General features: G+C 62.4%; 19 protein-coding genes. 9 read left to right on the top strand and 10 right to left on the bottom strand.

All coding sequences use genetic code 11. The features are described 5' to 3' along the window. Nucleotides 1–28: 28 nt before the first annotated feature. Nucleotides 29–1024 carry a transporter gene (locus tag OIU37_RS14530; RefSeq protein WP_171601440.1) on the bottom strand — a complete coding sequence of 332 codons (996 nt, stop codon included), beginning with the start codon at nt 1022–1024 and terminating at the stop codon, nt 29–31. Nucleotides 1025–1331: 307 nt separating this feature from the next. On the opposite strand from OIU37_RS14530, the gene OIU37_RS14525 reads away from it, so the two are divergent. Together OIU37_RS14525 and OIU37_RS14520 are read left to right on the top strand one after the other, a co-directional pair. Beyond that, a complete protein-coding gene (locus OIU37_RS14525) occupies nt 1332–3110 on the top strand; it encodes an acyl-CoA dehydrogenase (protein ID WP_264257848.1) in 1779 nt (592 codons plus the stop codon). A gap of 9 nt (nt 3111–3119) precedes the next feature. Continuing rightward, complete coding sequence (locus OIU37_RS14520) at nt 3120–3875, top strand: crotonase/enoyl-CoA hydratase family protein (protein WP_264257846.1); 756 nt, start codon at nt 3120–3122, stop codon at nt 3873–3875. 20 nt (nt 3876–3895) lie between these two features. Here the strand turns inward: OIU37_RS14520 and OIU37_RS14515 are convergent, their stop codons facing one another. The 3 genes from OIU37_RS14515 to OIU37_RS14505 are packed head-to-tail and all read right to left on the bottom strand — an operon-like array spanning nt 3896 to nt 6941. After that, a complete protein-coding gene (locus OIU37_RS14515; protein ID WP_264257844.1) occupies nt 3896–4906 on the bottom strand; it encodes an MBL fold metallo-hydrolase in 1011 nt (336 codons plus the stop codon). Between the two features lie 2 nt (nt 4907–4908). Then, the gene (locus OIU37_RS14510) at nt 4909–6159 is read right to left on the bottom strand and encodes a class I SAM-dependent RNA methyltransferase (RefSeq protein ID WP_264257842.1); all 1251 of its coding nucleotides are present in this window, start codon (nt 6157–6159) and stop codon (nt 4909–4911) included. Then, entirely contained in the window at nt 6156–6941 is a 786-nt protein-coding gene (locus OIU37_RS14505) for a TlyA family RNA methyltransferase (RefSeq protein WP_240602083.1), read from the bottom strand. The genes OIU37_RS14510 and OIU37_RS14505 overlap by 4 nt, the downstream gene beginning before the upstream one ends. Before the next feature lie 93 nt (nt 6942–7034). Between OIU37_RS14505 and OIU37_RS14500 the strand changes: the two genes are divergently transcribed. Beyond that, the gene (locus OIU37_RS14500; RefSeq protein ID WP_264257839.1) at nt 7035–8045 is read left to right on the top strand and encodes a DUF4424 domain-containing protein; all 1011 of its coding nucleotides are present in this window, start codon (nt 7035–7037) and stop codon (nt 8043–8045) included. A 219-nt stretch (nt 8046–8264) separates the two neighbouring features. Next, a complete protein-coding gene (locus tag OIU37_RS14495) occupies nt 8265–10199 on the top strand; it encodes a methyl-accepting chemotaxis protein (protein WP_264257837.1) in 1935 nt (644 codons plus the stop codon). A 223-nt stretch (nt 10200–10422) separates the two neighbouring features. Here OIU37_RS14495 and dxs read toward each other — a convergent pair whose 3' ends face one another. The 5 genes from dxs to OIU37_RS14470 form a co-directional block, all read right to left on the bottom strand. Beyond that, the gene (gene dxs / locus OIU37_RS14490; RefSeq protein WP_130681400.1) at nt 10423–12339 is read right to left on the bottom strand and encodes a 1-deoxy-D-xylulose-5-phosphate synthase; all 1917 of its coding nucleotides are present in this window, start codon (nt 12337–12339) and stop codon (nt 10423–10425) included. A gap of 280 nt (nt 12340–12619) precedes the next feature. After that, nucleotides 12620–13543: a pirin family protein gene (locus OIU37_RS14485; RefSeq protein ID WP_264257834.1), complete on the bottom strand. Its 924-nt coding sequence runs from the start codon at nt 13541–13543 to the stop codon at nt 12620–12622. 138 nt (nt 13544–13681) lie between these two features. Continuing rightward, on the bottom strand, nt 13682–14449 hold the full coding sequence (locus tag OIU37_RS14480) for an SDR family NAD(P)-dependent oxidoreductase (RefSeq protein WP_264257833.1): 768 nt from the start codon (nt 14447–14449) through the stop codon (nt 13682–13684). An 86-nt stretch (nt 14450–14535) separates the two neighbouring features. After that, nucleotides 14536–14787 (bottom strand): exodeoxyribonuclease VII small subunit, encoded by a 252-nt coding sequence (locus OIU37_RS14475; protein WP_003545921.1) that lies wholly within the window; start codon nt 14785–14787, stop codon nt 14536–14538. 2 nt (nt 14788–14789) lie between these two features. Continuing rightward, complete coding sequence (locus OIU37_RS14470) at nt 14790–15725, bottom strand: histone deacetylase family protein (RefSeq protein WP_264257817.1); 936 nt, start codon at nt 15723–15725, stop codon at nt 14790–14792. 286 nt (nt 15726–16011) lie between these two features. On the opposite strand from OIU37_RS14470, the gene OIU37_RS14465 reads away from it, so the two are divergent. After that, entirely contained in the window at nt 16012–16413 is a 402-nt protein-coding gene (locus tag OIU37_RS14465; RefSeq protein WP_264257816.1) for a thioesterase family protein, read from the top strand. Between the two features lie 51 nt (nt 16414–16464). Here the strand turns inward: OIU37_RS14465 and OIU37_RS14460 are convergent, their stop codons facing one another. Next, nucleotides 16465–17115, bottom strand: a complete 651-nt coding sequence (locus tag OIU37_RS14460) for a GntR family transcriptional regulator (protein ID WP_240602089.1) — start codon at nt 17113–17115, stop codon at nt 16465–16467. A 165-nt stretch (nt 17116–17280) separates the two neighbouring features. On the opposite strand from OIU37_RS14460, the gene OIU37_RS14455 reads away from it, so the two are divergent. The 4 genes from OIU37_RS14455 to OIU37_RS14440 all read left to right on the top strand — a co-directional run bounded on the left by OIU37_RS14455 (nt 17281) and on the right by OIU37_RS14440 (nt 23417). Continuing rightward, nucleotides 17281–18705: a malonyl-CoA decarboxylase gene (locus OIU37_RS14455; RefSeq protein WP_182210468.1), complete on the top strand. Its 1425-nt coding sequence runs from the start codon at nt 17281–17283 to the stop codon at nt 18703–18705. Next, complete coding sequence (locus OIU37_RS14450) at nt 18702–20216, top strand: malonyl-CoA synthase (protein WP_171601427.1); 1515 nt, start codon at nt 18702–18704, stop codon at nt 20214–20216. Before OIU37_RS14455 ends, OIU37_RS14450 begins: the two co-directional genes overlap by 4 nt. 95 nt (nt 20217–20311) lie before the next feature. Then, on the top strand, nt 20312–21658 hold the full coding sequence (locus OIU37_RS14445; protein WP_264257815.1) for an SLC13 family permease: 1347 nt from the start codon (nt 20312–20314) through the stop codon (nt 21656–21658). Nucleotides 21659–21872: 214 nt separating this feature from the next. Next, nucleotides 21873–23417 carry a methionine--tRNA ligase gene (locus OIU37_RS14440; protein ID WP_264257814.1) on the top strand — a complete coding sequence of 515 codons (1545 nt, stop codon included), beginning with the start codon at nt 21873–21875 and terminating at the stop codon, nt 23415–23417. Nucleotides 23418–23598: the final 181 nt, after the last annotated feature.

The raw sequence follows: 23598 nt of genomic DNA, 5'->3' as shown, positions 1-23598 counted from the left end.
GCCCCCGGTCACGCCAAGCTTTTCCCGCTCAAAGAATATCCACCCGCCGCAGCAGCCACCAGGCTAAGGCGATGGAGGCGACCATGAGGACGACGGCGTATTCCGTGCCGTAGTCGCCGACGGCGAAGGGCAGGTTTGCGGTGTTCATGCCGAAGAAGCCGGTCACCAGGGTCGGCGGCAGCAGGAAGGCCGTCATAATCGATAGCAAATAGAGGTGACGGTTGGTTTCGGAGGATTGTTTCGAATCGATTTCTTCGTGCAGCAGGCGCGCCCGGTCCTGCAGCGCATAAATATCGTGGTCGACCGTTTCCAGCCGGCTGGTCAGCCGCCGCGCCACATCGTCGAAGCCGAAGGGCATCTCGTCGTCGTCGGCCGCCGCCGCCCGGCGCATCAGCGCCAGCACGGTGCGCAGATGCCGATGCAGCCTGACCACGGTGCGCCTGACCGGCGCCAGGCGCCGGCGTTCATCGCGCTGCGCGCTGTCGTAGACGATATCCTCGATCTGGTTCAGTTCTTCGGTGAGTTCGATGACGATTGCGATCAGCGTGCGCTGGAATTCGATCACCAGCAGTTCGAAGAGATCGACCGGCCGGGAAAATTTGCCCGGGTTCTTCTCGATCAGCGCCCGCGCCCGTTCGACGCTGCGCAGCGGCTGCAGCCTTGTGGTGATGAGAAAGCGGTCGGACATGGCGAAATGCAGCCAACCGAGATTGTTGGTGTCCTGGGCGAAATCGCGCTGACAGTCGACGAGCGTGCCATAGAGCATCTGCTCGTCCACGGTGATGGCCGCATGCGTATCCCGCGTCGTCAGCGCCGATTTCGCGTCCTCCGTCAGCCCCTCCAGCGTATCGAGCAAGGCCGGCACGCGGGCGTCGACAAGGTTGAGGTGCAGCCAGTAGAAACAGTTTTCCGCGGTCAGTTCCGCCACCGTCGCACTGTTGTTCAGCCGCACCGCGGTCTTTTCACCCGGCGAGAAGCGATAGGCCCAGACGAAACCGGGTATGTTGACGGGCAATGTATCCATTGGTCGCCGGTCCTTTGCGAAGGCGATGTCATTCCCTACTGCATAATTCCTTAAATCGGAATCGATTTACGGATAAAATTATGCAGCATTCAAAGTGATACAGCGTCCTTTGCGCGTCTGAAAAGACGCGCGGCGCTGTAGTGTCTCCATGACGGCTATTTATGCAACGGTGCAACAGCAAAGCGTCATCTCAGCCAAACTATCGCATGACCACTGAAGAAATCGAAATTGACGTTTACGTAAAAATCAATTAGCCCTTGCCTCGGAGGGGCTTTGCCGCGCGAGGCCGGTCTGCGGAGGAAAAACCATGTATAAGGCGCCCGTCGAGGAAATCGCGTTCACGTTGAAGCATGTAGCGGGTATGGACGAGGCGATTTCAAAGGGGCTGCTCGGCGATCTCGGCGAGGATCTCGTCGATGCGATCCTGGCCGAAGCGGGACGTTTTGCCACAGAGGAAGTGGCGCCGCTCGCCGACATCGGCGACCGCCAAGGCGCCCGCCTGATCGATGGCGAGGTCAGGCTGCCGGATGGCTGGCGCGATCTCTATCGCCATTGGATTGCCGGCGGCTGGAACGGCCTGACGGCGCCTGAAGCTTTCGGCGGCCAGGCCTTGCCGCATATGCTGAATGTCGCGGCCCTCGAAATGTGGAATTCCGGTTCCATGGCCTTTGCGCTCGCTCCGACGCTGACGATGGGCGCCATCGAGGCGGTCAGTGCCCATGGCAGTGCTGCGCTGAAAGACAAATATCTGGAGAAGATGGTCTCCGGCGAATGGACCGGCACCATGAACCTGACGGAGCCGCATGCCGGCTCCGATCTCGGCGTGCTGAAAGCCCGCGCCGAGCGCAGCGACGACGGCAGCTACCGCCTCTTCGGCCAGAAGATCTTCATCACCTGGGGCGAGCATGACGCGGCCGACAACATCATCCACCTGGTGCTGGCCCGCCTGCCGGATGCGCCGGCCGGCACCCGCGGCATCTCGCTCTTCCTGGTGCCGAAATTCCTGGTGAACGACGATGGATCGCTCGGGCGCCGCAACGATCTCTTCTGCCATTCGCTGGAGCACAAGCTCGGCATCCATGGTTCGCCGACCTGCACGATGATCTACGGCGACGGAAAATTCGGCGGTGAAAAGGGCGCTGTGGGATGGCTGGTCGGCGAGGAGAACAAGGGGCTCGCCTGCATGTTCACGATGATGAACAATGCCCGCCTTGCGGTCGGCATGCAGGGCGTGGCGATCGCCGAGGCCGCCACACAGAAGGCGCTCGCCTATGCCAGGGAACGCACTCAGGGCAGGGCGCCGGGCTCAGGCAGTGCCGGCATGAGCCCGATCGTCGAACATCCCGATGTCGCCCGCATGCTGCTGACCATGAAGGCGCTGACGCAAGGGGCGCGCGCGATCTCCTATGCCTGCGCCCATGCGATCGACATGTCCCACCGGGCAAGCGATACCAGCCGTCACTGGCAGGAGCGCGCCGCCCTTTTGACGCCGATCGCCAAATCCTTTTCGACCGATGCCGGCGTCGACGTAGCCTCGCTCGGCATTCAAGTGCATGGCGGCATGGGCTTCATCGAGGAGACCGGCGCGGCGCGTTATCTCCGCGATGCCCGTATCGCCCCGATCTACGAGGGCACCAACGGCATCCAGGCGATCGACCTCGTCACCCGCAAGCTGCCGCTCTCCGGCGGTGATCAGGTGAAGGGCTTCATCGCCGAGCTTAAGCAGATCGCCGATGGTGTCCGCGGCTCCAATCTCGATGGTTTCGGCGAGACCGCTGTCAGGCTCGACGCGGCCATCGCCGATCTCGAGCAGGCGACCGCCTGGCTGATAAAGACGCTTGCCGAGAACAGCACCGCCGAGGCGCTCTCGGGTGCCACCCCCTATCAGCGCCTGTTCGGCCTCGTGCTCACCGGCTGTTATCTCGCCAAGGGCGGTCTCGCCGAGAGCAGCGATGGTGCGGCCGAAAACCGCATCGCGCTCTGCCGCTTCGCCGCCGAAAACCTGCTTGCCGAGACCGCAGCCCTTCGCGACCGCGTCGTCAGTGGCGCAGCAAGCCTTGCCGCCGCCCGCATCCTGCTTGCCTGAGGAGACCTTATGACCGATCACATCGTCGTCGAGCAGCCTACCGCCCATCCCGGCGTCCAGTCTATCCGCTTCAATCGGCCGGAAAAGAAGAACGCCATCACCCGCGCCATGTACCGCACCATGGCCGATGCGCTGAATGCCGCCAACACAAATCCCGGCATCCGCGCCACCGCCTTCCTCGGTACCGAGGGCTGCTTCTCGGCCGGCAACGACATGAACGATTTTCTGGCTGCCGCAATGGGCGGCCGCGGCCTGGAGCAGGAAATCCTCGATTTCCTCTATGCGCTGGTGAACGCCGAAAAACCCGTCGTCTCGGGCGTCGACGGCCTTGCGATCGGCATCGGCACGACGATTCATCTCCATTGCGACCTGACCATCGCCTCCAGCCGCAGCCAGTTTCGTACACCCTTCGTCGATCTGGCGCTGGTGCCGGAGGCGGGTTCCAGCCTCGTCGCGCCGCGGCTGATGGGCCATCAGCGCGCCTTCGCCCTGCTGGCCGCCGGCGAAGCATTCTCGGCAGAGGAAGCGAAGGAAGCCGGCCTCGTCTGGAAGGTCGTTGAGTCAGGCGAGGTCGATTCTCTGACTTTGGCCACGGCAGCAAAGCTCGCTTCAAAGCCGCCGGAGGCGTTGCGAATCGCCCGCGACCTCATTCGTGGCAATCGCGGCGAGATCATCGCCCGCATCGACGAGGAGGCCCGCTATTTCTCCGCGCGGCTGAAAAGCGCCGAGGCCCGGGCGGCCTTCGAAGCCTTCATGCGCCGCTGAGCATCGCCTGACATCGCTTCTTAGACCGCCGGCACGTTGAATACCTCGCCGGCCCTGAGCGGCCGGAACCGTTCCGGGGAAATATCATGCTCGCTCATGGCGTCTTGCAACGCTTTTGCTGGCGCGTCGACCGCTTCATTTGTCAGTTGGAACGTGGCGAAGTGATGCCCGGCCACATAGGCAGCATTTGACAGTTTCATCCCGATCACCGCCTCCTGCGGATTCTGGTGCTGCCCTTTCATGAACCAGCGCGGCTCATAGGCGCCGAAGGGTAAAATGGCCAAACGAAAGCCGCCATGCTTCTGCTGTGCCGCTTTGTAATTGATGCCGTTGTGAAAGCCCGTATCTCCGACGTGATAAATTTTTCCGGCTGGCGTCGACAAAACGAACGACGCCCAGAGTGCCATCCGGCGATCGGCGGTTCCGCGAGCGGACCAATGGTGCGCAGGCTCCGCATCAATGCTTATTCCGGCGTGCGAAATGCGCTCGCCCCAGTCCATCGATGTCGTCTGCATATCGGGCACGGCACGGCGAATGATCGTGTCATTGCCAAGTGGCGTCACCACACGTGGCCGATGCTTCGCACCCAACCGTCTGAGCGTTGCGATATCGAGATGATCATAATGATTGTGCGACACCAGCACGAGATCAATCGGCGGCAAATCATCGAACGCGATGCCCGGTGGGACGACGCGCTTGGGTCCGGCAAAAGCGAAGGGACTCGCGCGCTCCGACCATACCGGGTCGGTGAGGATATTGAGCCCAGCGACCTGCACGAGCATTGTTGCATGGCCAACCATGGTCACCCTTAGATCCTCGCCGTCTAAGCGTGGATCCGGCTTGGCCGCCGCGTACGGACTTGGGACCGACCGCGGCCAACGCTCACGGCCACCGCCGAATTGCCACCGCAGCAGATCGCGGAAACCAAGGGGCTCAATACCTTCGGGATTGAAGAAATGCGTGCCGTCGAAGTGATCGGACACTGGGCCATTATAGTAGGGGTTGCGTCTTTTGGTCTTTCCGACAGCCACGCCTATTTCTCCAGCGTCGCCACCACCTCGACATGCGAGGTCCAGAGGAACTGGTCGATCGGCGTCACTTGCGTGATCCGGTAGCCTCCCTCGACGAGGATCGCGAGATCCCGCGCCAGCGTCAGCGGATTGCAGCTGACGGCGACGATCCTCTTCACGCCTGAGCGGGCAAGCTCCTGGCACTGGAACTCGGCACCGGCGCGTGGCGGATCGAAGACGACGGCGTCATAGGGCTTGAATTCCTGCGTCATCAAAGGACGGCGGAAGAGATCGCGCTTTTCGACGGTGACCGGTTTCAGCCCTTGCGTGTTGCGGGCCGCATGGTCGAGTGCGGCGAGCGCCTTAGCTTCGGCTTCGACGGCGTGCACGCGGCCGATCCGCGCCAGCCGCAGTGAAAACGTGCCGGAGCCGGCAAAGAGATCGGCGATCCGCTTCGACTTGCCGACATGGGCCGTGACCAGCTCCGCCATCGCCTCTTCCGCGGGCTTGGTTGCCTGGGTGAAGCCGCCCGGCGGCGGTGAAACCTGGACGCCGCCGAATTCGACCATCGGCTTCGACGGCTCGACGAGGATTTCGCCGTTCAGCGAAACACGGGCGATACCGCGCAGGCTGAGCGCCGTCTCGATCGCCTTGCGCCGCTGCGGGTCGGAAAGTTTCTTCACTTCATCGACGGAGATATCGAGGCCGGAAAGCGTTTCGAGCACGGCGACGCGGAAGGGTTCGGCACTGGTCGCCAGCGATGCGGCAATCGCCCTGATCGCCGGCAGCCGGGCGATGATCCCTGCCGACGAGATCGGACATTCCTCGATGGCGACGATATGGTGGCTTTCGGCCTGATTGAATCCAACAAGCATGTCCTTCTCGGTCTTGCGCGCCGCAAACACCACGCGCCGCCGTTCGCCCGGCCGGGCCGGAACGATCTCGCCGACCTCCGGCGTCAGCCCCTTGGATTTCAGCGCGTCGATGACCAGTTGGCGCTTGAAGGCGCGGTAGGGCGCATCTGCCATATGCTGCAGCGTGCAGCCGCCACAGGTGCCATTGACACCATCCGGACCGAAATGCCGGCAAGGCGGCTCCTGCCGGTCGGGCGAGGACGTCGTGATCGACATGATCGTGCCCTGGCTCTTGACGCGGGCGATCGCTACGGTTTCGCCGGGCAGGGAAAAGGGCACATAGACAGGCCCGCCGGCGCTGCTGGCGATGCCGTCGCCCTGGGCGCCGAGCTTCTCGATCGTGACGGTTTCGGTGCTCACGGTTTCAATCCTGCCAGAAGGAATTCCTGATTGCCGTCGCCGCCGGAAATCGGGGAGGGGATGAGGCCAAGGCTTTTCCAGCCCATATCCTCGGTGAACCAGCGCTCCAATTCTGCAGCGACGGCGGGAGCGGACGAGGGGTCCTTCAGCATCCCGCCCTTGCCGATCGCCTCGCGCCCGGCCTCGAACTGCGGCTTGACCAGCAGCACGGCGACAGCGCCGGGTTCGGCGATCTCAAGGGCCGGCGCGAGCGCCAGCTTCAGCGTGATGAAGGAGACGTCGGAAACGATGAAGGTGGCGGGATGGTCGATATCGTCTGCCGTCAGGTTACGGGCGTTGAGGCCCTCCCTGTTCGTCACCCGAGGATCGCCTGATATGCGCGGGTGCATCTGCCCATGGCCGACATCGATCGCGGTGACATGCGCGGCACCGCGCTGCAGCAGCACCTCGGTGAAGCCGCCGGTGGAGGCACCGACATCGAGACAGTGATGGCCGGCAGGATCGAGCCGGAAATGGTCGAGGGCCGCGGCAAGCTTCAGTGCGGCGCGCGAGACATAGTCCTGCGCCGGATCGTCGATCTCGATTGCCGCGTCTGCGCCAAACAGCGCGCCAGCCTTCGTGACCACCTGGCCGCCGATCCTGACAGTGCCGCGCTGCACGGCGTCGCGGGCGCGCGAGCGGCTGGCAAAGAGGCCGAGGGAGACGAGAAGCTGGTCGAGACGTTGGGTGTTTTGATCTGACATCGGCTGTGCATGACCGGCAAAGCCGCCGGTTGCAAGCATTTTGTTCCCAAGACCGTCATTGACCCTCAAAAGCTTTCGGCGATAATCCCACCGCGGCGATCGCGGGGCGTGCCGCAGACACGGGGGTGTTCCATGCTGAAGCTCTTCACTCTACCTGTCTCGGTGGGGCTTGTCGCGGCGGGGATCGTATCGTCCGCGCTCGCGAACGATACTCTGGCAGAGATCAAGACCGGCGGGCTGATCTTTGCCCAATCCGACGATGTCAGCATGGCGCAAGAGGATCTCTTCATCTCCGCTTCGGAAGTGCGTGTCGACTACGTCTTCGAGAACAGCTCCGACAAGGATGTCGAAAGCCTGGTCGCCTTTCCAATGCCTGATTTATCAGGTCAGGTCGACAACAATTCCGCCATCTCCGACTACGATAGCGATAATTTCCTGCATTTCTCGACCCTGCAGGACGGCAGTCCGATCACCGCCAAGCTGCAGCAGCGCGTCGTCTCGCTCGGCATCGACGTGACCGACGAGTTTGCCAAGCAGGGCATCCCCGTCTTGCCCTACAGCCAGAAGACCACCGAGGCGCTCGCCAAGCTTCCCGAAACCGTCCGCAAGGACTGGATCGCCCGCGGCCTCGTTTATCCCATGGGCGCCGGCGATGCCAAGGTCGATCTCGTACCGCTCTGGACCCTGCGCTCGACCTATTGGTGGCGCACCACCTTTCCGGCGAAGAAGAAGGTCAGCGTAGCGCACCGTTACAAGCCGGCCGTCGGCGGCACCGTCGCCATCAGCTTTCTCGAAGGTGGCGAGCCGAAGGGTGAGCGCTTCGAGGAATATTCCCGCAAATACTGCCTCGACGGAGATTTCGTCCGGGTTGCCCAGCAGCGCGCGCGGGAAGCCGAGGCCGGCGGCGCCAACTATACCGAAAGCTGGATCTCCTATGTGCTGTCGACTGGCGCCAACTGGGCGGGACCGATCAAGCGCTTCCAGCTGACGATCGACAAGGGCAAGCCCGGCAGCCTCATCAGCTTCTGCGGCAGCAATGTTCAAAAGATCGGCCCGACGACCTTCCGGATGACGGCTGAGGATTTCGATCCCACAAAGGATTTCGACATCCTCATCCTCAATCCTCCGGAAGCTGCACAATAATCCTCAGGTTCGGCCGCTGCTGCGATGCACAAATTTAAACAAATTTAAAGCCTGCCCGGATAGGTTCGGCGTGATTGTAGCGGTTCATCCAAGCCGCTCGGCGCCATGACGGCGCAAGTGTTTGCACGTCGATCATGTTCTCAGCTTCAAACATCCCGGCGGTTGCGTCTCGCGCGACCTGCCTCTCGCCGCGTCGACTGTCGTCAGGAGAAATCACCGATGTCCGCCAAAAACATATCCTTGAACGGTAAGCTTGCGGCCACGTTCGCAGCCCTCATTCTCATTTTCATCGCCGTTTCCGCTTTCGTTTATTCCAAGGCGACGGCGTCCGCTGCCGCGTCTGCCGAGCAGGAAAAATCCGAGCTGCTCGTTAACCAGATCGACGATGCGCTGCAGGCGATGCTCGAGCAGGCCGTCAACCTGCGCGGCTTCATCCTCTTCCGCAGCGACAGCACCTATGGCGATGTCTTCGCCAACCGCGAGCGCATGCTGAAGGCGATTGCCGCCGCCAAGCAAACGGCGGCCGGCGAGCCGCAGCTGATCGAGATGATCGACGGCATGCAGAAGGCCGCCGATCTCTATTTCCATGAGCTTGCCGAGCCGCAGACCAAGGCGCGCAAGGAAACCGACATGCCGATCGAAGAGGTCGTCAAGATCGGCGTCAACGCCACCAAGGGCCAGCTCGACGGTTTCCGCCAGGCCTCGGCCAAGATCAAGGCCACCGCGCGTGAAAAGTCCAACGCGTTGGCCGCAATCCGCGCCGATGCCAACAGCGATCTGAAGATGACGCTGCTTGCCGGCGGCATCGTCGCCTCGCTTGCTGCCGCCATGCTTGCCTGGCTGATGTCGCGCATCATCGTCCGCCCGGTCGTCGGCATGACGAGCGCGATGGACCGCCTCGCCGGCGGTCAGAACGACATCGAGGTTCCGGCTGTCGAGCGCGGCGACGAAATCGGCCGCATGGCTCAATCCGTCCTGGTCTTCAAGCAGGCGGCAATCGAGAAGCTGCGTCTTGCCGGCGAGACCGACCGCATGCGCGACGATGCCGAGCGCCAGCGCCGGGCAGGCGACGAGCAGAAGGCGCGCGAGGAAGGCGAGCTCCGCCATGCCATCGACGCTCTGGCGGGCGGCCTTGCCGAGCTTGCCAATGGCGATATGGCCGGTCGTATCCAGATGCCGTTCGCCTCGCAATATGACAGCCTGCGCAATGACTTCAACCATGCCGTCGAAAAGCTGCAGGCAGCGCTGCAATCGGTCGGCCGCAACGCTTCGGCGATCAATGCCGGCGCCGGCGAGATCCGCTCCGCCGCCGACGATCTGGCCCACCGCACCGAGCAGCAGGCTGCCGCCGTCGAACAGACCGCAGCTGCGCTTGAGGAAGTGACGACGACCGTCCGCGACAGCGCCAAGCGCGCTGAGGATGTCGGCAATCTCGTCGAGCGCGCCCGCCTCGGCGCCGAGAAATCAGGCGAAGTCGTCCGCAAGGCCGTCTCTGCCATGCAGCAGATCGAGAAGTCCTCGGGCGAAATCTCCAACATCATCGGCGTCATCGACGACATCGCCTTCCAGACCAACCTTTTGGCTTTGAACGCCGGCGTCGAAGCCGCCCGCGCCGGCGATGCCGGCAAGGGCTTTGCCGTCGTCGCCCAGGAAGTGCGCGAGCTTGCCCAGCGCTCGGCCAAGGCGGCCAAGGAGATCAAGGCGCTGATCACCACATCCGGCGAACAAGTGGTTGCCGGCGTTGGTCTCGTCGGCGAGACCGGCAAGGCGCTGGAGGTCATCGTCTCCGAAGTGCAGGAGATCAACCACCACGTCAGCGCCATCGTCACCGCCACGCGCGAACAGTCGATCGGCCTGCAGGAGATCAACACAGCCGTCAACAATATGGACCAGGGCACGCAGCAGAACGCTGCCATGGTCGAGGAGCAGACCGCGGCCAGCCATGCGCTCGCCCAGGAGGCAAACGCCCTCGAAGAACTGCTGCACCAGTTCAAGCTAGGCCAGGTGGCCCCGACGCCGCGCGCTGCCGTCGCCGGCACGAGCTCCCGCCCGGTCGCCTCTCCGGCCCACGCCCTGACCAGCACCGTCGCCAAGGCCTTCGGTGGAAGACAGGCAGCCGCTGCGGCCGTGAAGGAAGACTGGACGGAATTCTGAGAACGCCTTCACAGGGACGTCAAATGAAGAGGGCGGTGCAGTGATGCGCCGCCTTTTTTATTGAGAGGACCTGCCGGGCAGCCCCCTCATCCGCCTGCCGGCACCTTCTCCCCGAGGGGAGAAGAGATTTGCGGCGACGTTTCGATTCCCTCTTCTCCCCCTCGGGGAGAAGGTGCCCGTAGGGCGGATGAGGGGGCCCCACGGCACGCCCTCACATAGTCACCTATCCCGCAACCCCAACCGCAACACCGCGCCCCAGCGCCTTGAACACCGTCGAGACGATTCCGGCGCGGTCGAGCCCCGCATGGGCGTTCATGGCTTCGGGCTTGGCCTGCTCCATCCAGATGTCGGGCATCACCAGCGAGCGCAGCTTCAGGCCGTTGTCGAGCAGGCCTTCGGTGGCGAGGAAGTGCATCACATGGCTGCCGAAGCCGCCGATCGAGCCTTCCTCGACGGTGATGACAATCTCATGGTGGCGGGCAAGCTGGCGGATCAGGTCGCGGTCGAGCGGCTTGGCGAAACGCGCATCGGCGACTGTCGTCGAAAGCCCCGCGGCATCGAGATCCTCGGCGGCCAGCAGACAATCGGCCAGCCTTGTGCCGAAGGAGAGCAGCGCCACCTTGGTGCCTTCCTTGACGATGCGGCCCTTTCCGATCTGCAGGATTTCGCCGCGCGCCGGCATGTCGACACCGACGCCTTCGCCGCGCGGATAGCGGAAGGAGATCGGCCCGCCATCATAGGCGACAGCCGTGCGCACCATATGCTTGAGTTCGGCCTCGTCGGCCGCCGCCATTACCACGAAGCCGGGCAGGGTAGTGAGGAAGGCGGTGTCGAAGGAGCCGGCATGGGTCGGCCCGTCGGCGCCGACGAAGCCGGCACGGTCGATCGGAAAACGCACCGGCAGTCCCTGGATCGCCACGTCATGCACGACCTGGTCGTAGGCGCGCTGCAGGAAGGTGGAATAGAGGGCGGCGAAGGGCTTGTAGCCTTCCGCTGCCAGGCCGGCGGCGAAGGTCACGGCATGCTGCTCGGCAATGCCGACGTCGAAACAACGCGACGGAAAGGCCTCGGCGAGCTTGTCGAGACCGGTACCATTCGGCATAGCGGCGGTGATGCCGACGATCTTGTCGTCGAGGGCGGCTTCCTGCACCAGCGCTTCGGCAAAGACGCTGGTATAGCTCGGCGCATTCGGCTTGACCCTTGCCTGGGCGCCGGTGATGACGTCGAACTTGTTGACGCCGTGATATTTGTCGGCCGCAGCTTCCGCCGGCGGATAGCCCTTGCCCTTCTGGGTGACGACATGGATCAGCACCGGCCCGCGCCCATTGTCGCGCACGTTGCGCAACACAGGCAGCAGGTGGTCGAAGGAATGCCCGTCGATCGGCCCGATATGATAAAAGCCCATCTCTTCGAACATCGTACCGCCGGTGACATAGCCGCGCGCATGCTCGACGGCACGGGTGATCGCCCGGTCGATGTTCTTGCCGAGATAGGCCGTCAGCTTCTTGCCGAAGTCACGGAAGCCCATATAGGTGCGACCGGAGGCAAGGCGCGCGAGATAGGCGCTCATGGCGCCCGTCGGTGGCGCGATCGACATGTCGTTGTCGTTGAGGATGACGATGAGCCGCGCATCGAGGGCACCCGCATTGTTCAACGCCTCATAGGCCATGCCGGCCGACATCGCCCCGTCGCCGATGACGGCGATGACGCGGCGGTCTGATTTGTCGAGGTCGGCGGCAATCGCCATGCCGAGGCCGGCCGAGATCGAAGTCGAGGAATGCGCCGCGCCGAAGGGATCATATTCGCTTTCGGCCCGGCGGGTGAAGCCGGAGAGCCCGTCTTCCTGGCGCAGCGTCCGGATGCGGTCACGCCGGCCGGTGAGGATTTTGTGCGGATAACATTGATGGCCGACATCGAAAATAAGCCGATCATCAGGTGTGTCGAAGACGCTGTGAATGGCGATCGTCAATTCGACGACGCCGAGACCGGCGCCGAGATGGCCGCCGGTGCGCGACACCGCATCGATCATTTCATCCCGGACTTCGCGGGCGAGCTGCGGCAGGTCGCGATCCTCGAGCTTGCGCAGGTCGGCGGGGTAGATGACCTGGTCGAGCAGGGGGGTCTTCGGCAGTTGTGTCACGGGCGGGCGCTCTTTCTTGCTTTTCCTTGCTCCGCTTTTATTCGATTAGATTGCGGCAAAACAAGTGCATTTCAGGAACCGAAGCTTTTCACCTTAGAGCATGATGCCGAAAAGTGTGAGCGGTTTTCGGATAACATCATGCTCCCATCATTAAAGCATGATGCCGAAAAGTGTGAGCGGTTTTCGGATAACATCATGCTCCCATCATTAAAGCATGATGCCGAAAAGTGTGAGCGGTATTCGGCGGATATCCTGGTCTATTTCTCTCATCTCGTGTCATTCAGCCTTCCGGCAAAGGCACGAATTCCTCTTCATCTCCGGGCACGATATCGAAGCGGCCGGTGCGCCATTCCTCCTTGGCCTGTTCGATCCGCTCCTTCGAGGAAGAGACAAAATTCCACCAGATATAACGTTTCGAATTGAGCGCCGCACCCCCGAAGAGCATCAGGTGGCAGCCATCGCGGCCGGCTTCCAGCGTGATCGCATCGCCTGGCCGGAAGACCAGCAGCTGGTCGGCGGCAAAACGGTCGCCTGATATGACGACCTCGCCCGAGAGCACATAGACGGCGCGCTCTTCATGCGCCGCGCCGAAGGGAAATTTGGCGCCCGGCTGCAGGTCGAGATCGACATAGAGCGTGTCGGAGAAAACGCCGACCGGCGATGTCATGCCTTCGAACGAGCCGATGACCACGCGCCCACGCACGCCTGCCGTCTCGATCAGCGGCATGGCGGATTTTTCCGTATGGGCGAAGGCGGGATCGATCTCCTCCTTGTCATCGGGCAGCGCCAGCCAGGTCTGCAGCCCCGACATCAGCAGCGGATGACCGCGCAGATTGTCGGGCGTGCGTTCGGAATGGACGATGCCGCGGCCGGCCGTCATCAGGTTGATATCGCCGGGACGGATGACCTTTTCGGTGCCGAGGCTGTCGCGATGGCGGATCTCGCCGTCGAACAGATAGGTGACCGTTGACAGTCCGATATGCGGATGCGGCTTGACGTCGAGCGCCTCGTCCGGCTTCAGGATCGCCGGTCCCATGCGGTCGAAGAAGATGAACGGCCCGACCAACCGCCGCTGCCGGCTGGGCAGCGCGCGGCGCACCTGGAAACCGCCGATATCGCTGGTGCGCGGGATGATCAGGTTCTCGATCGCGTCGCAGGCGAAGGCATCGCCGGGCAGGGGGTCTTTACCGGGAAAGAAGGACATTGGGATCTCCGATCGCTACAGTGCCGAGCGTCATCGCCCACAGATAGCGCCTGGAGCGCCGCGCGTCCAATCGGACGCGCCATGGACGCTCCAACACATGAAAGCGCGCCACGCGTCCAATCGGACGCGCGTCGGGGCTCAGATCGCGGTAAAACCGTTGTCGACGAAGAGATGGGCGCCATTGACGAAGCTCGATTCGTCGCTGGCGAGATAAAGCGCGGCCCGCGCCACGTCTTCCGGTTCGCCGATCCGCCCCTGCTGCGCGGCAATGGCGGCATCCGAAACATCGACGCCGAGCGCCTGCAGGTCGGCCACCTCGCGCAGACCATGCGGCGTGCGGATGAAGCCGGGGCAGACGGCGTTGCAGCGGATGTTGCGGTCGCGGAATTCCACCGCGATGGCGCGGGCAAACATATGCACGGCACCCTTGGTCGTGTCGTAAAGCACCTCCATTGGCGTGGCGGCAACCGCCGAGATCGACGAGGTGCAGACGATCGACCCGCCGCCGCTGGCAATCATCTTCGGCAGCACGGCCTTGGTCATCAGAAACATCGAGCGCACATTGACGGCATGCAGCCAATCCCATTCCTCGACGGTCGTTTCCAGGAAAGGTTTGATGACGATCGTGCCGGCGTGATTGAAGAGAACGGTGACTGCGCCGTAGCGTTCCTCCACACCGGCGACAGCGGTATTGACGGCTGCTTCGTCCGAGACATCGGCCGTCCAGCAATCGGCCTCGCCGCCGGCGTCACGGATCGCTTGGACGGTCTCGGCCGCCGCCTGGCCATTGCGGTCGATGATCGCAACACGCGCGCCTTCCGCTGCAAAAAGCTTCGAGGCGGCACCGCCCATGCCGGTCGCGCCGCCCGAGATAATGGCGACCTTACCCTTCAACCTGTCCGTCATTTTTACGTCCCCTCATCGTTTTGCAAGGGGATCATAGATCGGCCGGAAGCCGATAGCCAAGCGTCTTCGAAAGGGAGTTTGCCGCCTCAGGCGCCGTCCAGCGGCTCGACGCCCTGCGGCTTGCCGGCGCGGTCGAGCCGGATCTTCTCGATGCGGTTTTCGGCGGCCGAAAGCAGGGTCTCGCAATGTTTCTTCAGCGCTTCGCCGCGCTCATAGATCTCGATCGATTCATCCAGCGCCACATCGCCGCGTTCCAGACGGGCGACGATGCTTTCGAGTTCGGCAACCGCCTTTTCGAAGGAAAGACCGGACACCTCCGGCTTGGCGCTGTCAGTCATTCTCAACCCTTCATCATTCTCAGAATATGCATGCCCGCCGATTCGGCGAGTCCCTCGAGATCATAACCGCCTTCGAGCAGGCTGACGACCCGGTTCTTCGCGTGCCGGTCCGCGAGTTCCAGCACGCGCCCGGTCGCCCAGTCGAAATCCTCGCCGGTCAGATTGATCTGCGCTAAGGGGTCGCGGTGATGCGCGTCGAAGCCGGCGGAGATGATGATGAGATCCGGCCGGAAATCGTCAAGCGCGGGCAGCACGCGCGATTTGAACGCCTCGCGGAAATGATCGCTGCCGACATTCGGCGACAGCGGCGCATTGACGATGGTGTTGTGCTTGCCCTTCTCGTCCTTGGCGCCGGTGCCGGGATAGAGCGGCATCTGATGGGTCGAGCAGAACAGCACCGAAGGATCGTCCCAGAAGATATCCTGCGTGCCGTTGCCGTGGTGCACGTCCCAGTCGACGATGGCGACGCGCTCGGCGCCATGGATCTTCTGCGCATGGCGAGCGGCGATCGCCGCATTGTTGAAGAAGCAGAAGCCCATCGCCGTCATCTTCTCGGCATGGTGCCCGGGCGGGCGGGCGGCGACGAAGACATTGTCGGCCTGGCCGGTAAACACATCGTCCACCGCCGCCATCGCCCCGCCGATGCCGGTCAGCGCCGCCTGCAGGCTCTTGCTGCTGGCATAGGTATCGGCTTCGATCTGGTTGATCTCGCCCTCTTCCTCGGGGATCTCCCGCATGACGGCGGTCAGATGCTCTTCGGGATGGGCAAGCAGCACCGCATCCTCGTTGGCCTGCGGCGCCTGCCGGCGCTCCAGCCGCTCGAAATTCGGATGTTCCAGCGCGACGTTGATGGCGCGGATCCTGTCCGATCGCTCCGGATGGCCGGCGGGCGTGACATGTTCCAGGAAGATCGGGTGTTCATAAAGACGGGTGCTCATGAAGACACTCTATCGGTCGCTTATGTCATGTGCCACAGCAGATGGGGCATCGCCTGACGATTTCAACAAGCGCTCTTGCCGCGCCGTCCGACCCTTCGCCTATCACAACTGTCTCGTTCGCGCCGTTTCCGTCAATCAGGTCCGCGGCTACTGCGCCGCATCCTTTCAGGCGCGTGGAGGACACTGTAACACTTTGAACTATTGCGTAATTCTATCCTTAAGCCAGTTCCGGTATAAGCAATTATGCAGTAGTGTTCATGGGGAACTGAGTAGGGCAGATCTGTTGATGAGTCAGTCGAAACGCCCGGATGTGGCGGAAATACGCGTGCCGTTTCGCGATGTCGATATGAACGGCCAGATGTTTCTGGCCTCCTATATTTCCTATGCCGAATCCGTCCTGGCAGGCTTCTGGTCGTCACGGCCCGATGTCGATGACGAACCCGTCTATAGCCCCAGCAAGGTTTCCTGCATGCTTCACCGTCCGCTGCACTATGACGAACAGGCAACCTTCACCGCCACCATCGACAAGATCGGCATGCATTCCATCGGCTTCCTCATTTCGATCGACACCGGGGAGGAGCGCGCCGCCGAGGTCGAGATCATCTGGCAGGCCCGCATCCGCGAGGACCAGGCGCCGGCCTCGCTGCCGGAGGAGACGCGCGACTGGCTTTATCGGTTTTTGGATTAGGGTGGGGTGCGGACGGCGGGATGTGCTTTTCGTTTTCCTGCTGCAGTCCAATCATCTCGCCGCCATGCTTGCGACCAGATCGCTGAACCTCTCTCCCTGAATGCCGACATGCGCCCGCAGCAGGCGGCGGGCTTCGTCGCCGTCTCCGGCAAAGATTGCGTCGACGATGGCGCAATGTTCCGAGAAGGAGGTCGACAGGCGGTTGCGCACACGCAGCTGGAGGCGGCGATAGGGTCTGAGGCGGCGGTGCAATTGCAGGCATTGCTCCTCGAGGAATTCGCTGCGGCCGGCTGCGTAGATGGCCTTATGGAATTCCTCATTGTCGTAATAATAGGCATCGCTGTCACCGGCGGCGGCCGATTGCTCGCAGCGGCCGTGGGTGGCGGTGATCGCTTCCCGGGAAGCCTTGTCCAGCCGTCGGGCGGCGAGCGACCCGGCCAGGCCCTCCAGCTCGGCCATCACCTCGAACATCTCATAGACGCGGTGCGGTCCGGGATCGATGACGATGGCGCCTCTGCGCGGTCGAATTTCGATGAGGCCGATCGCATCGAGCTGCATCAGCGCCTCGCGCACCGGCGTGCGGGAGACCCCGAAACGCGTCGCAAGCACCATTTCGTCGAGCCGCTCACCGGGGGAGAACTCGTTGGAAAGAATTGAATTTTCAATCTCATCCCGAAGCCATCGGCCGACATTCTCGGACATTCGTCTCACTTCCATCATACATAAACATAATTCTTGTATACACGATTGTTGACCTCGTGTACGAAGAGTGGCATTCTACATACTACCGGTGAAACCCGACGATGGGAAGCAGCCGTCAAAAACGGGCCGCACCCAAGCCGGCCGGCAGAAGAGAGGAGAGATGGCATGTCTGAGGCTTCCTTCTTCACCGACATGCTGCAGAGCATCACGGATCGCGGACGCCAGCTTCTGTTTTCCGGCTCGCGCGCCACGCAGGTCGCAGCCAAGGCCGATCTCCAGACACTCTGTGAAATGCTGCTGTCGAGCCGGGGCGAAGCCTCGGGCATGGCGCTTGCGGCCGAGATCCTCGATCGATGGGGGGCGCTCGACAGCGAGGGCGCGCAGGCATTCCTCCTTATGCTGCATGAAAAGTTCGGGCCTGACACGACCAAGCTCGACCAGGCGATCGAAATCTACCGCACCGATAAAAGCTCTGCCGCGGTCATCGCGCTCCACCAGGCAGCCGAGCCGCGGCGACAGGAGCTTCTGCGCCGATTGAATCACGCGCCGAACGGCACCGCCAAGCTTGTCCGGATGCGTGAGCAGCTGCTTGCTTCCAAAGACCAATCCGAAGGTTATCACGCGCTCGACGCCGACTTCACCCATCTGTTCGGCTCCTGGTTCAATCGCGGCTTTCTGACGCTGCGCCCCATCGACTGGACGACGCCGGCTTACATCCTTGAAAAGATCATCAAATACGAAGCCGTGCACGAGATCGCCGGCTGGGAGGAGTTGCGCCGTCGTTTGGCGCCGGCCGACCGCCGATGCTTTGCCTTCTTCCACCCCCGGCTGGTTGACGAGCCGCTGGTGTTCGTCGAGGTGGCGCTGACACGATCCGTGCCGAGCGCGATCGGCGATGTGCTGGTCGAGGGGAGGGAGCAGATCAATGCCGACGAGGCGACGACGGCTGTCTTCTATTCGATCTCCAACTGCCAGGATGGCCTGCGCGGCATCTCGTTCGGCAACTTCCTGATCAAGCAGGTCGTGGAAGACCTGCGCAGAGACCTGCCTGGCCTGAAGAATTTCGTCACGCTGTCGCCCGTGCCGGGCTTTACCCGTTGGCTTGCCAAGGCGCGTGCCTCGACCGCCGATCGGTTGCTGCCGGAAGCGGCCCGCGAAACACTGATGGCGCTGGACGATCCGAACTGGCCCGACGACGAGAAGACGGCGACGGAAGTGGAGCGCGTATTGCTGCCTCTTGCGGCGCGCTATTTCCTGACCGAACGGACACCGGAGGGCCGCCCGGTCGATCCTGTCGCCCGCTTCCATCTCGGCAACGGCGCTCGACTGGAAAGACTGAATTTTCTCGGCGACCGCTCGGCCAAGGCGATGCAGCAGGCCCACGGCCTGATGGTCAACTACCTCTACAAGCTCGACGATATCGTGGCCAACCACGAGGCCTTAGCGCAGCGCGGCGAAGTAATTGCCTCGCCTGCCGTCAAAAACCTGCTCGGCCAGAACGACGAAAGCCGCCGCGGCGGCAATGGCCAGCAAGGCTCCCGGCCATTCCAACAAATAGTGAACTCAACGCTTGGAGGAGGGCGAAAGTGAGCAACCATCTTTTCGACGCCATGCGGGCGGCTGCGCCCGGTGACGCACCGTTCATCCGGATCGATGACACCCGCATATGGACCTATGACGACGCTTTCGCTCTTTCCGGCCGCATTGCCAGCGCGATGGACGCGCTCGGCATTCGCCCCGGCGACCGGGTGGCGGTGCAAGTCGAGAAAAGCGCCGAGGCATTGATCCTCTATCTCGCGTGCCTTCGGACCGGCGCCGTCTACCTGCCGCTCAACACCGCCTATACGCTGGCCGAGCTCGATTACTTTATCGGCGATGCGGAGCCGCGTTTGGTGATTGTTGCGCCGGCCGCCCGGGAAGGCGTTGAGACGATCGCCAAGCCCCACGGTGCGATCGTCGAAACGCTCGATGCCGACGGTAGCGGCTCGTTGCTGGATCTCGCCCGCGATGAGCCGGCCGACTTTGTCGATGCCTCGCGTTCCGCCGATGATCTGGCTGCGATCCTCTATACCTCGGGAACGACGGGACGCTCCAAGGGGGCGATGCTCACCCATGGGAACCTGCTCTCGAACGCCCTGACCTTGCGGGATTATTGGCGCGTCACATCAGGTGATCGGCTGATCCACGCCCTGCCGATCTTCCACACCCATGGGCTGTTCGTCGCCACGAATGTCACGCTGCTCGCCGGCGCCTCGATGTTTCTGCTGTCGAAATTCGACGCCGACGAGGTCGTTTCGCTGATGCCTGAGGCAACGATGCTGATGGGCGTGCCGACCTTCTATGTGCGCCTGCTGCAAAGCCCGCGCCTCGACAAGCAAGCGGTCGCCAACATCCGCCTGTTCATTTCCGGTTCGGCTCCCCTGCTTGCCGAAACCCATACCGAGTTCCACGCTCGTACCGGTCACGCCATTCTTGAGCGCTACGGCATGACGGAAACCAATATGAATACGTCCAACCCCTATGACGGCAAACGGATTGCCGGAACGGTCGGCTTCCCGCTGCCGGGTGTCACGGTGCGCGTCACCGATCCCGCCACCGGGCTCGAGCTGCCGCCTGAAGAAACGGGCATGATCGAGATCAAAGGGCCGAACGTCTTCAAGGGCTATTGGCGCATGCCGGAAAAGACGGCGGCCGAATTCACCGCCGACGGTTTCTTCATCAGCGGCGATCTCGGCAAGATCGACCGGGACGGCTATGTCCACATCGTCGGCCGCGGCAAGGACCTGGTGATTTCGGGCGGATACAACATCTATCCGAAAGAGGTCGAGGGCGAGATCGACCAGATCGAGGGTGTGGTCGAAAGCGCTGTCATCGGCGTGCCGCATCCCGATTTCGGAGAAGGCGTAACGGCCGTCGTCGTGTGCAAGCCCGGCGCCGTCCTCGATGAAAAGACCATCGTCAGCGCCCTCCAGCAACGTCTCGCCCGCTACAAACAACCCAAGCGCATCATCTTCGCCGAGGATCTGCCGCGCAACACGATGGGCAAGGTTCAGAAAAACATCCTGCGGCAGCAATACGCCGATCTTTATACCAGGAGGTAAGGCGGCTGCGCCCTCTGGGAGGAGGGTGCGTCGACATCAGCATCGATCTTGAACACAACAGCTACGGCGCTGGAGGCGTCGGAGGGAGGGGAATCATGGGTATTGAATTACTGGCCATAGGCCTACTGGTCGCCATGTTCATCATTGCGACGATCCAGCCGATCAACATGGGTGCGCTGGCGTTTGCCGGCGCCTTCGTGCTCGGCTCGATGATCATCGGGATGAAAACCACCGACATTTTCGCCGGCTTTCCGAGTGACCTGTTCCTGACGCTAGTCGCCGTCACCTACCTCTTCGCCATAGCGCAGATCAACGGCACGATCGACTGGCTCGTTGAATGTGCCGTCCGCCTGGTGCGCGGTCGGATCGGCTTGATTCCCTGGGTGATATTCCTGGTCGCCGCCATCATTACAGGTTTCGGTGCCCTTGGGCCTGCCGCGGTCGCCATTCTCGCACCCGTCGCGTTGAGCTTTGCCGTTCAATACCGCATTCACCCGGTGATGATGGGTCTGATGGTGATCCACGGCGCGCAGGCGGGCGGATTTTCGCCGATCAGCATCTATGGCGGAATCACCAACCAGATCGTTGAGAAGGCCGGCCTGCCTTTCGCTCCGACCTCGCTGTTTCTCTCCAGTTTCTTTTTCAACCTGGCGATTGCGGTGCTGGTCTTCTTCATTTTCGGCGGCGCAAAAGTGATGAAGCAGGACGCCGCATCGATTGGCCCCTTGCCCGAAATCCATCCCGAGGGCGTATCGGAGTCGATCAGAGGTCACGGCGGCACGCCGGCAAAACCGATCAGGGAGCATGCCTATGGCACGGCGGCCGATACCGCGACGACATTGCGCCTGAACAATGAGAGAATTACCACCTTGATCGGCCTGACGGCGCTCGGCATCGGCGCCCTGGTTTTCAAGTTCAATGTCGGCCTCGTCGCCATGACCGTGGCGGTCGCGCTGGCGCTGCTGTCACCGAAGACCCAGAAGGCGGCAATCGACAAGGTCAGCTGGTCGACCGTGCTGCTGATTGCCGGCATCATCACCTATGTCGGCGTCATGGAGAAGGCCGGGACTGTCGACTACGTGGCGAACGGCATATCCAGTCTCGGCATGCCGCTGCTGGTGGCGCTCCTGCTTTGCTTTACCGGCGCCATCGTCTCGGCCTTTGCATCCTCGACCGCGCTGCTCGGCGCGATCATCCCGCTCGCCGTTCCGTTCCTTCTGCAAGGACACGTCAGCGCCATCGGCGTGGTCGCGGCGATCGCGATCTCGACGACGATCGTCGATACCAGCCCATTCTCCACCAATGGCGCGCTTGTCGTCGCCAATGCACCGGATGACAGCCGTGAGCAGGTGCTGCGACAGTTGCTGATCTACAGCGCGTTGATCGCGATCATCGGCCCGATCGTCGCCTGGTTGGTGTTCGTCGTGCCCGGGCTGGTGTGACGGGCTGGCAACGACTGGGCTTGTTCGAAACCGCCCTTGATGGTAAGAAAATCGCATGGACAACACCGTGATCAGCACTTTCGTGATGATGATGCCGCGCTCATAGCGTGGCGGGTTTCGTGCGTCCATAATGCACCAGAGACCGCCCTCGAGGCGGTCTTTTCATGGGTCGATCCGTCTCGCGGGCAATAACAGCCTTCGAAAGGAAACGCCGATGAACAAGATCTACATCACCACCTCGATCCCCTATGTGAATGCCGCGCCGCATGTGGGCTTTGCCCTCGAACTCGTCCAGGCCGATGCCTATGCCCGCCATTTCCGCCTTCTCGGCCACGACGTCCGGTTTCAGTGCGGAACCGACGACAACAGCCTGAAGAATGTCCGGTCGGCGGAAGCCGCGGGGGTGCCGGTCAAGGACTTCGTCAATGCCAACGCCGACAGGTTCGAGCGCCTTGGCGACCTGCTCGACATCTCCAACGAGGAATTCGTCCGCACGTCTCGCGATCAGAGGCATATCGCCTGCGTCCACGCCTTGTGGAGGGCATGCGCCGGCAATGGCGACCTCTATCGCAAGGCATATGAGGGTCTCTATTGCGTCGGCTGCGAGCAATTCTACGAGCCGTCGGAACTCGATGACGGGCGCTGCCCGGAACATGGCATTGCTCTTGAGACCATCCGTGAAGAGAACTGGTTCTTCCGTCTCTCCCGTTACGGCGACCGGCTCATCGAGCTGGTCGAGACCGGCGAGCTTCGGATCGTCCCGGCTCATCGGCGCAACGAAATCCTTGCCCTGCTGCGGCGTGGCCTGACCGACATCAGCGTGTCGCGCAGTGCGGAGCGGGCGCGAGGCTGGGGTGTTCCCGTCCCCGATGGAGATGAGGTCGTCTACGTCTGGTTCGATGCCCTGGCGAACTATCTCACAGGTCTCGGCCACGGCTCCGATGAAACCCTCTTGCAGCGCTATTGGAACGGCGGCCAACGCATCCACGTCGTCGGCAAGGGCATCTCCAAGTTCCACGCAATCTACTGGCCGGCCATCCTGTTATCCGCAGGCCTGCCGCCGCCATCCTCGATCCTGGTGCACGGCTACGTCACGGTGGACGGCCGGAAGCTCGGCAAGTCGGCCGGCAACGGCATCGATCCGGAACGTATCATCCAATCCTACGCAACACCGGACGCACTGCGCTATTACCTGCTCCGGCATATACGCTCGGGAGATGACGGCGACTTCTCCGCCGAGCGTCTCGAAGCCGCGTGGTCGGGAGAGCTCGCAGGGCAGCTCGGAAATCTTGCCAACCGGGTGCTTGCGCTTCTCTCCACGTCATTCGACGGCATCGTCCCGCCCGTGCCGGAAAGCGCGTTCGTAGACGAGGCTGCCCGCCTTCCGGGGAAGGTGGCTGAAGCCTTCGATGCCTACGAGCTCCATGTCGGCCTCGCTGATATTTTTGCGTTTATCGGCGAGGCGAACAGGCGGTTTACACAACGCGCGCCGTGGGCGGATGCAAAAGCCCTGCTTGCCGATCTCACGCCCGAAGATCGGAGGGCGACCGCCGCGCGTCTCGGCGCTTGCCTGGCCGAGCAGGCCTATGGCCTTGCGATCATTGCCCGCTGCCTCCTGCCGTTCCTGCCGAGCGCGGCCGCAAAGCTGCATTCGAGGCTTGGAATAGCGTCTCCTCGCCTCTATCGGGACCCCTTGATCGTGGCTGGAGTCAAAGCCGCTCCGCAAGCCGTCCTCTTTCCGCATCGAGCGGCGGCTTGAAGAAGGCAGCCCGAAATTCTCTGCGCTGCAACCTAGGCAGCGCAGAGTTTTGACGTGATTCAGAATGTCATGAAAGTTTCATATTCAGGCTATTTTCGGGAGTGGGAAAATAATCTACTATTTTAATCAGGAAACAAGATTTCCTGAAACAAACGAAGGAGACTGATTGAGTATATTTCTT

The organism is Rhizobium sp. BT-226, assembly GCF_025847085.2.
Lineage (GTDB): Bacteria > Pseudomonadota > Alphaproteobacteria > Rhizobiales > Rhizobiaceae > Rhizobium > Rhizobium sophorae.
Note: the sequence above shows the minus strand (reverse complement) of the source record. Positions and strands in the feature narration are given on the sequence as shown.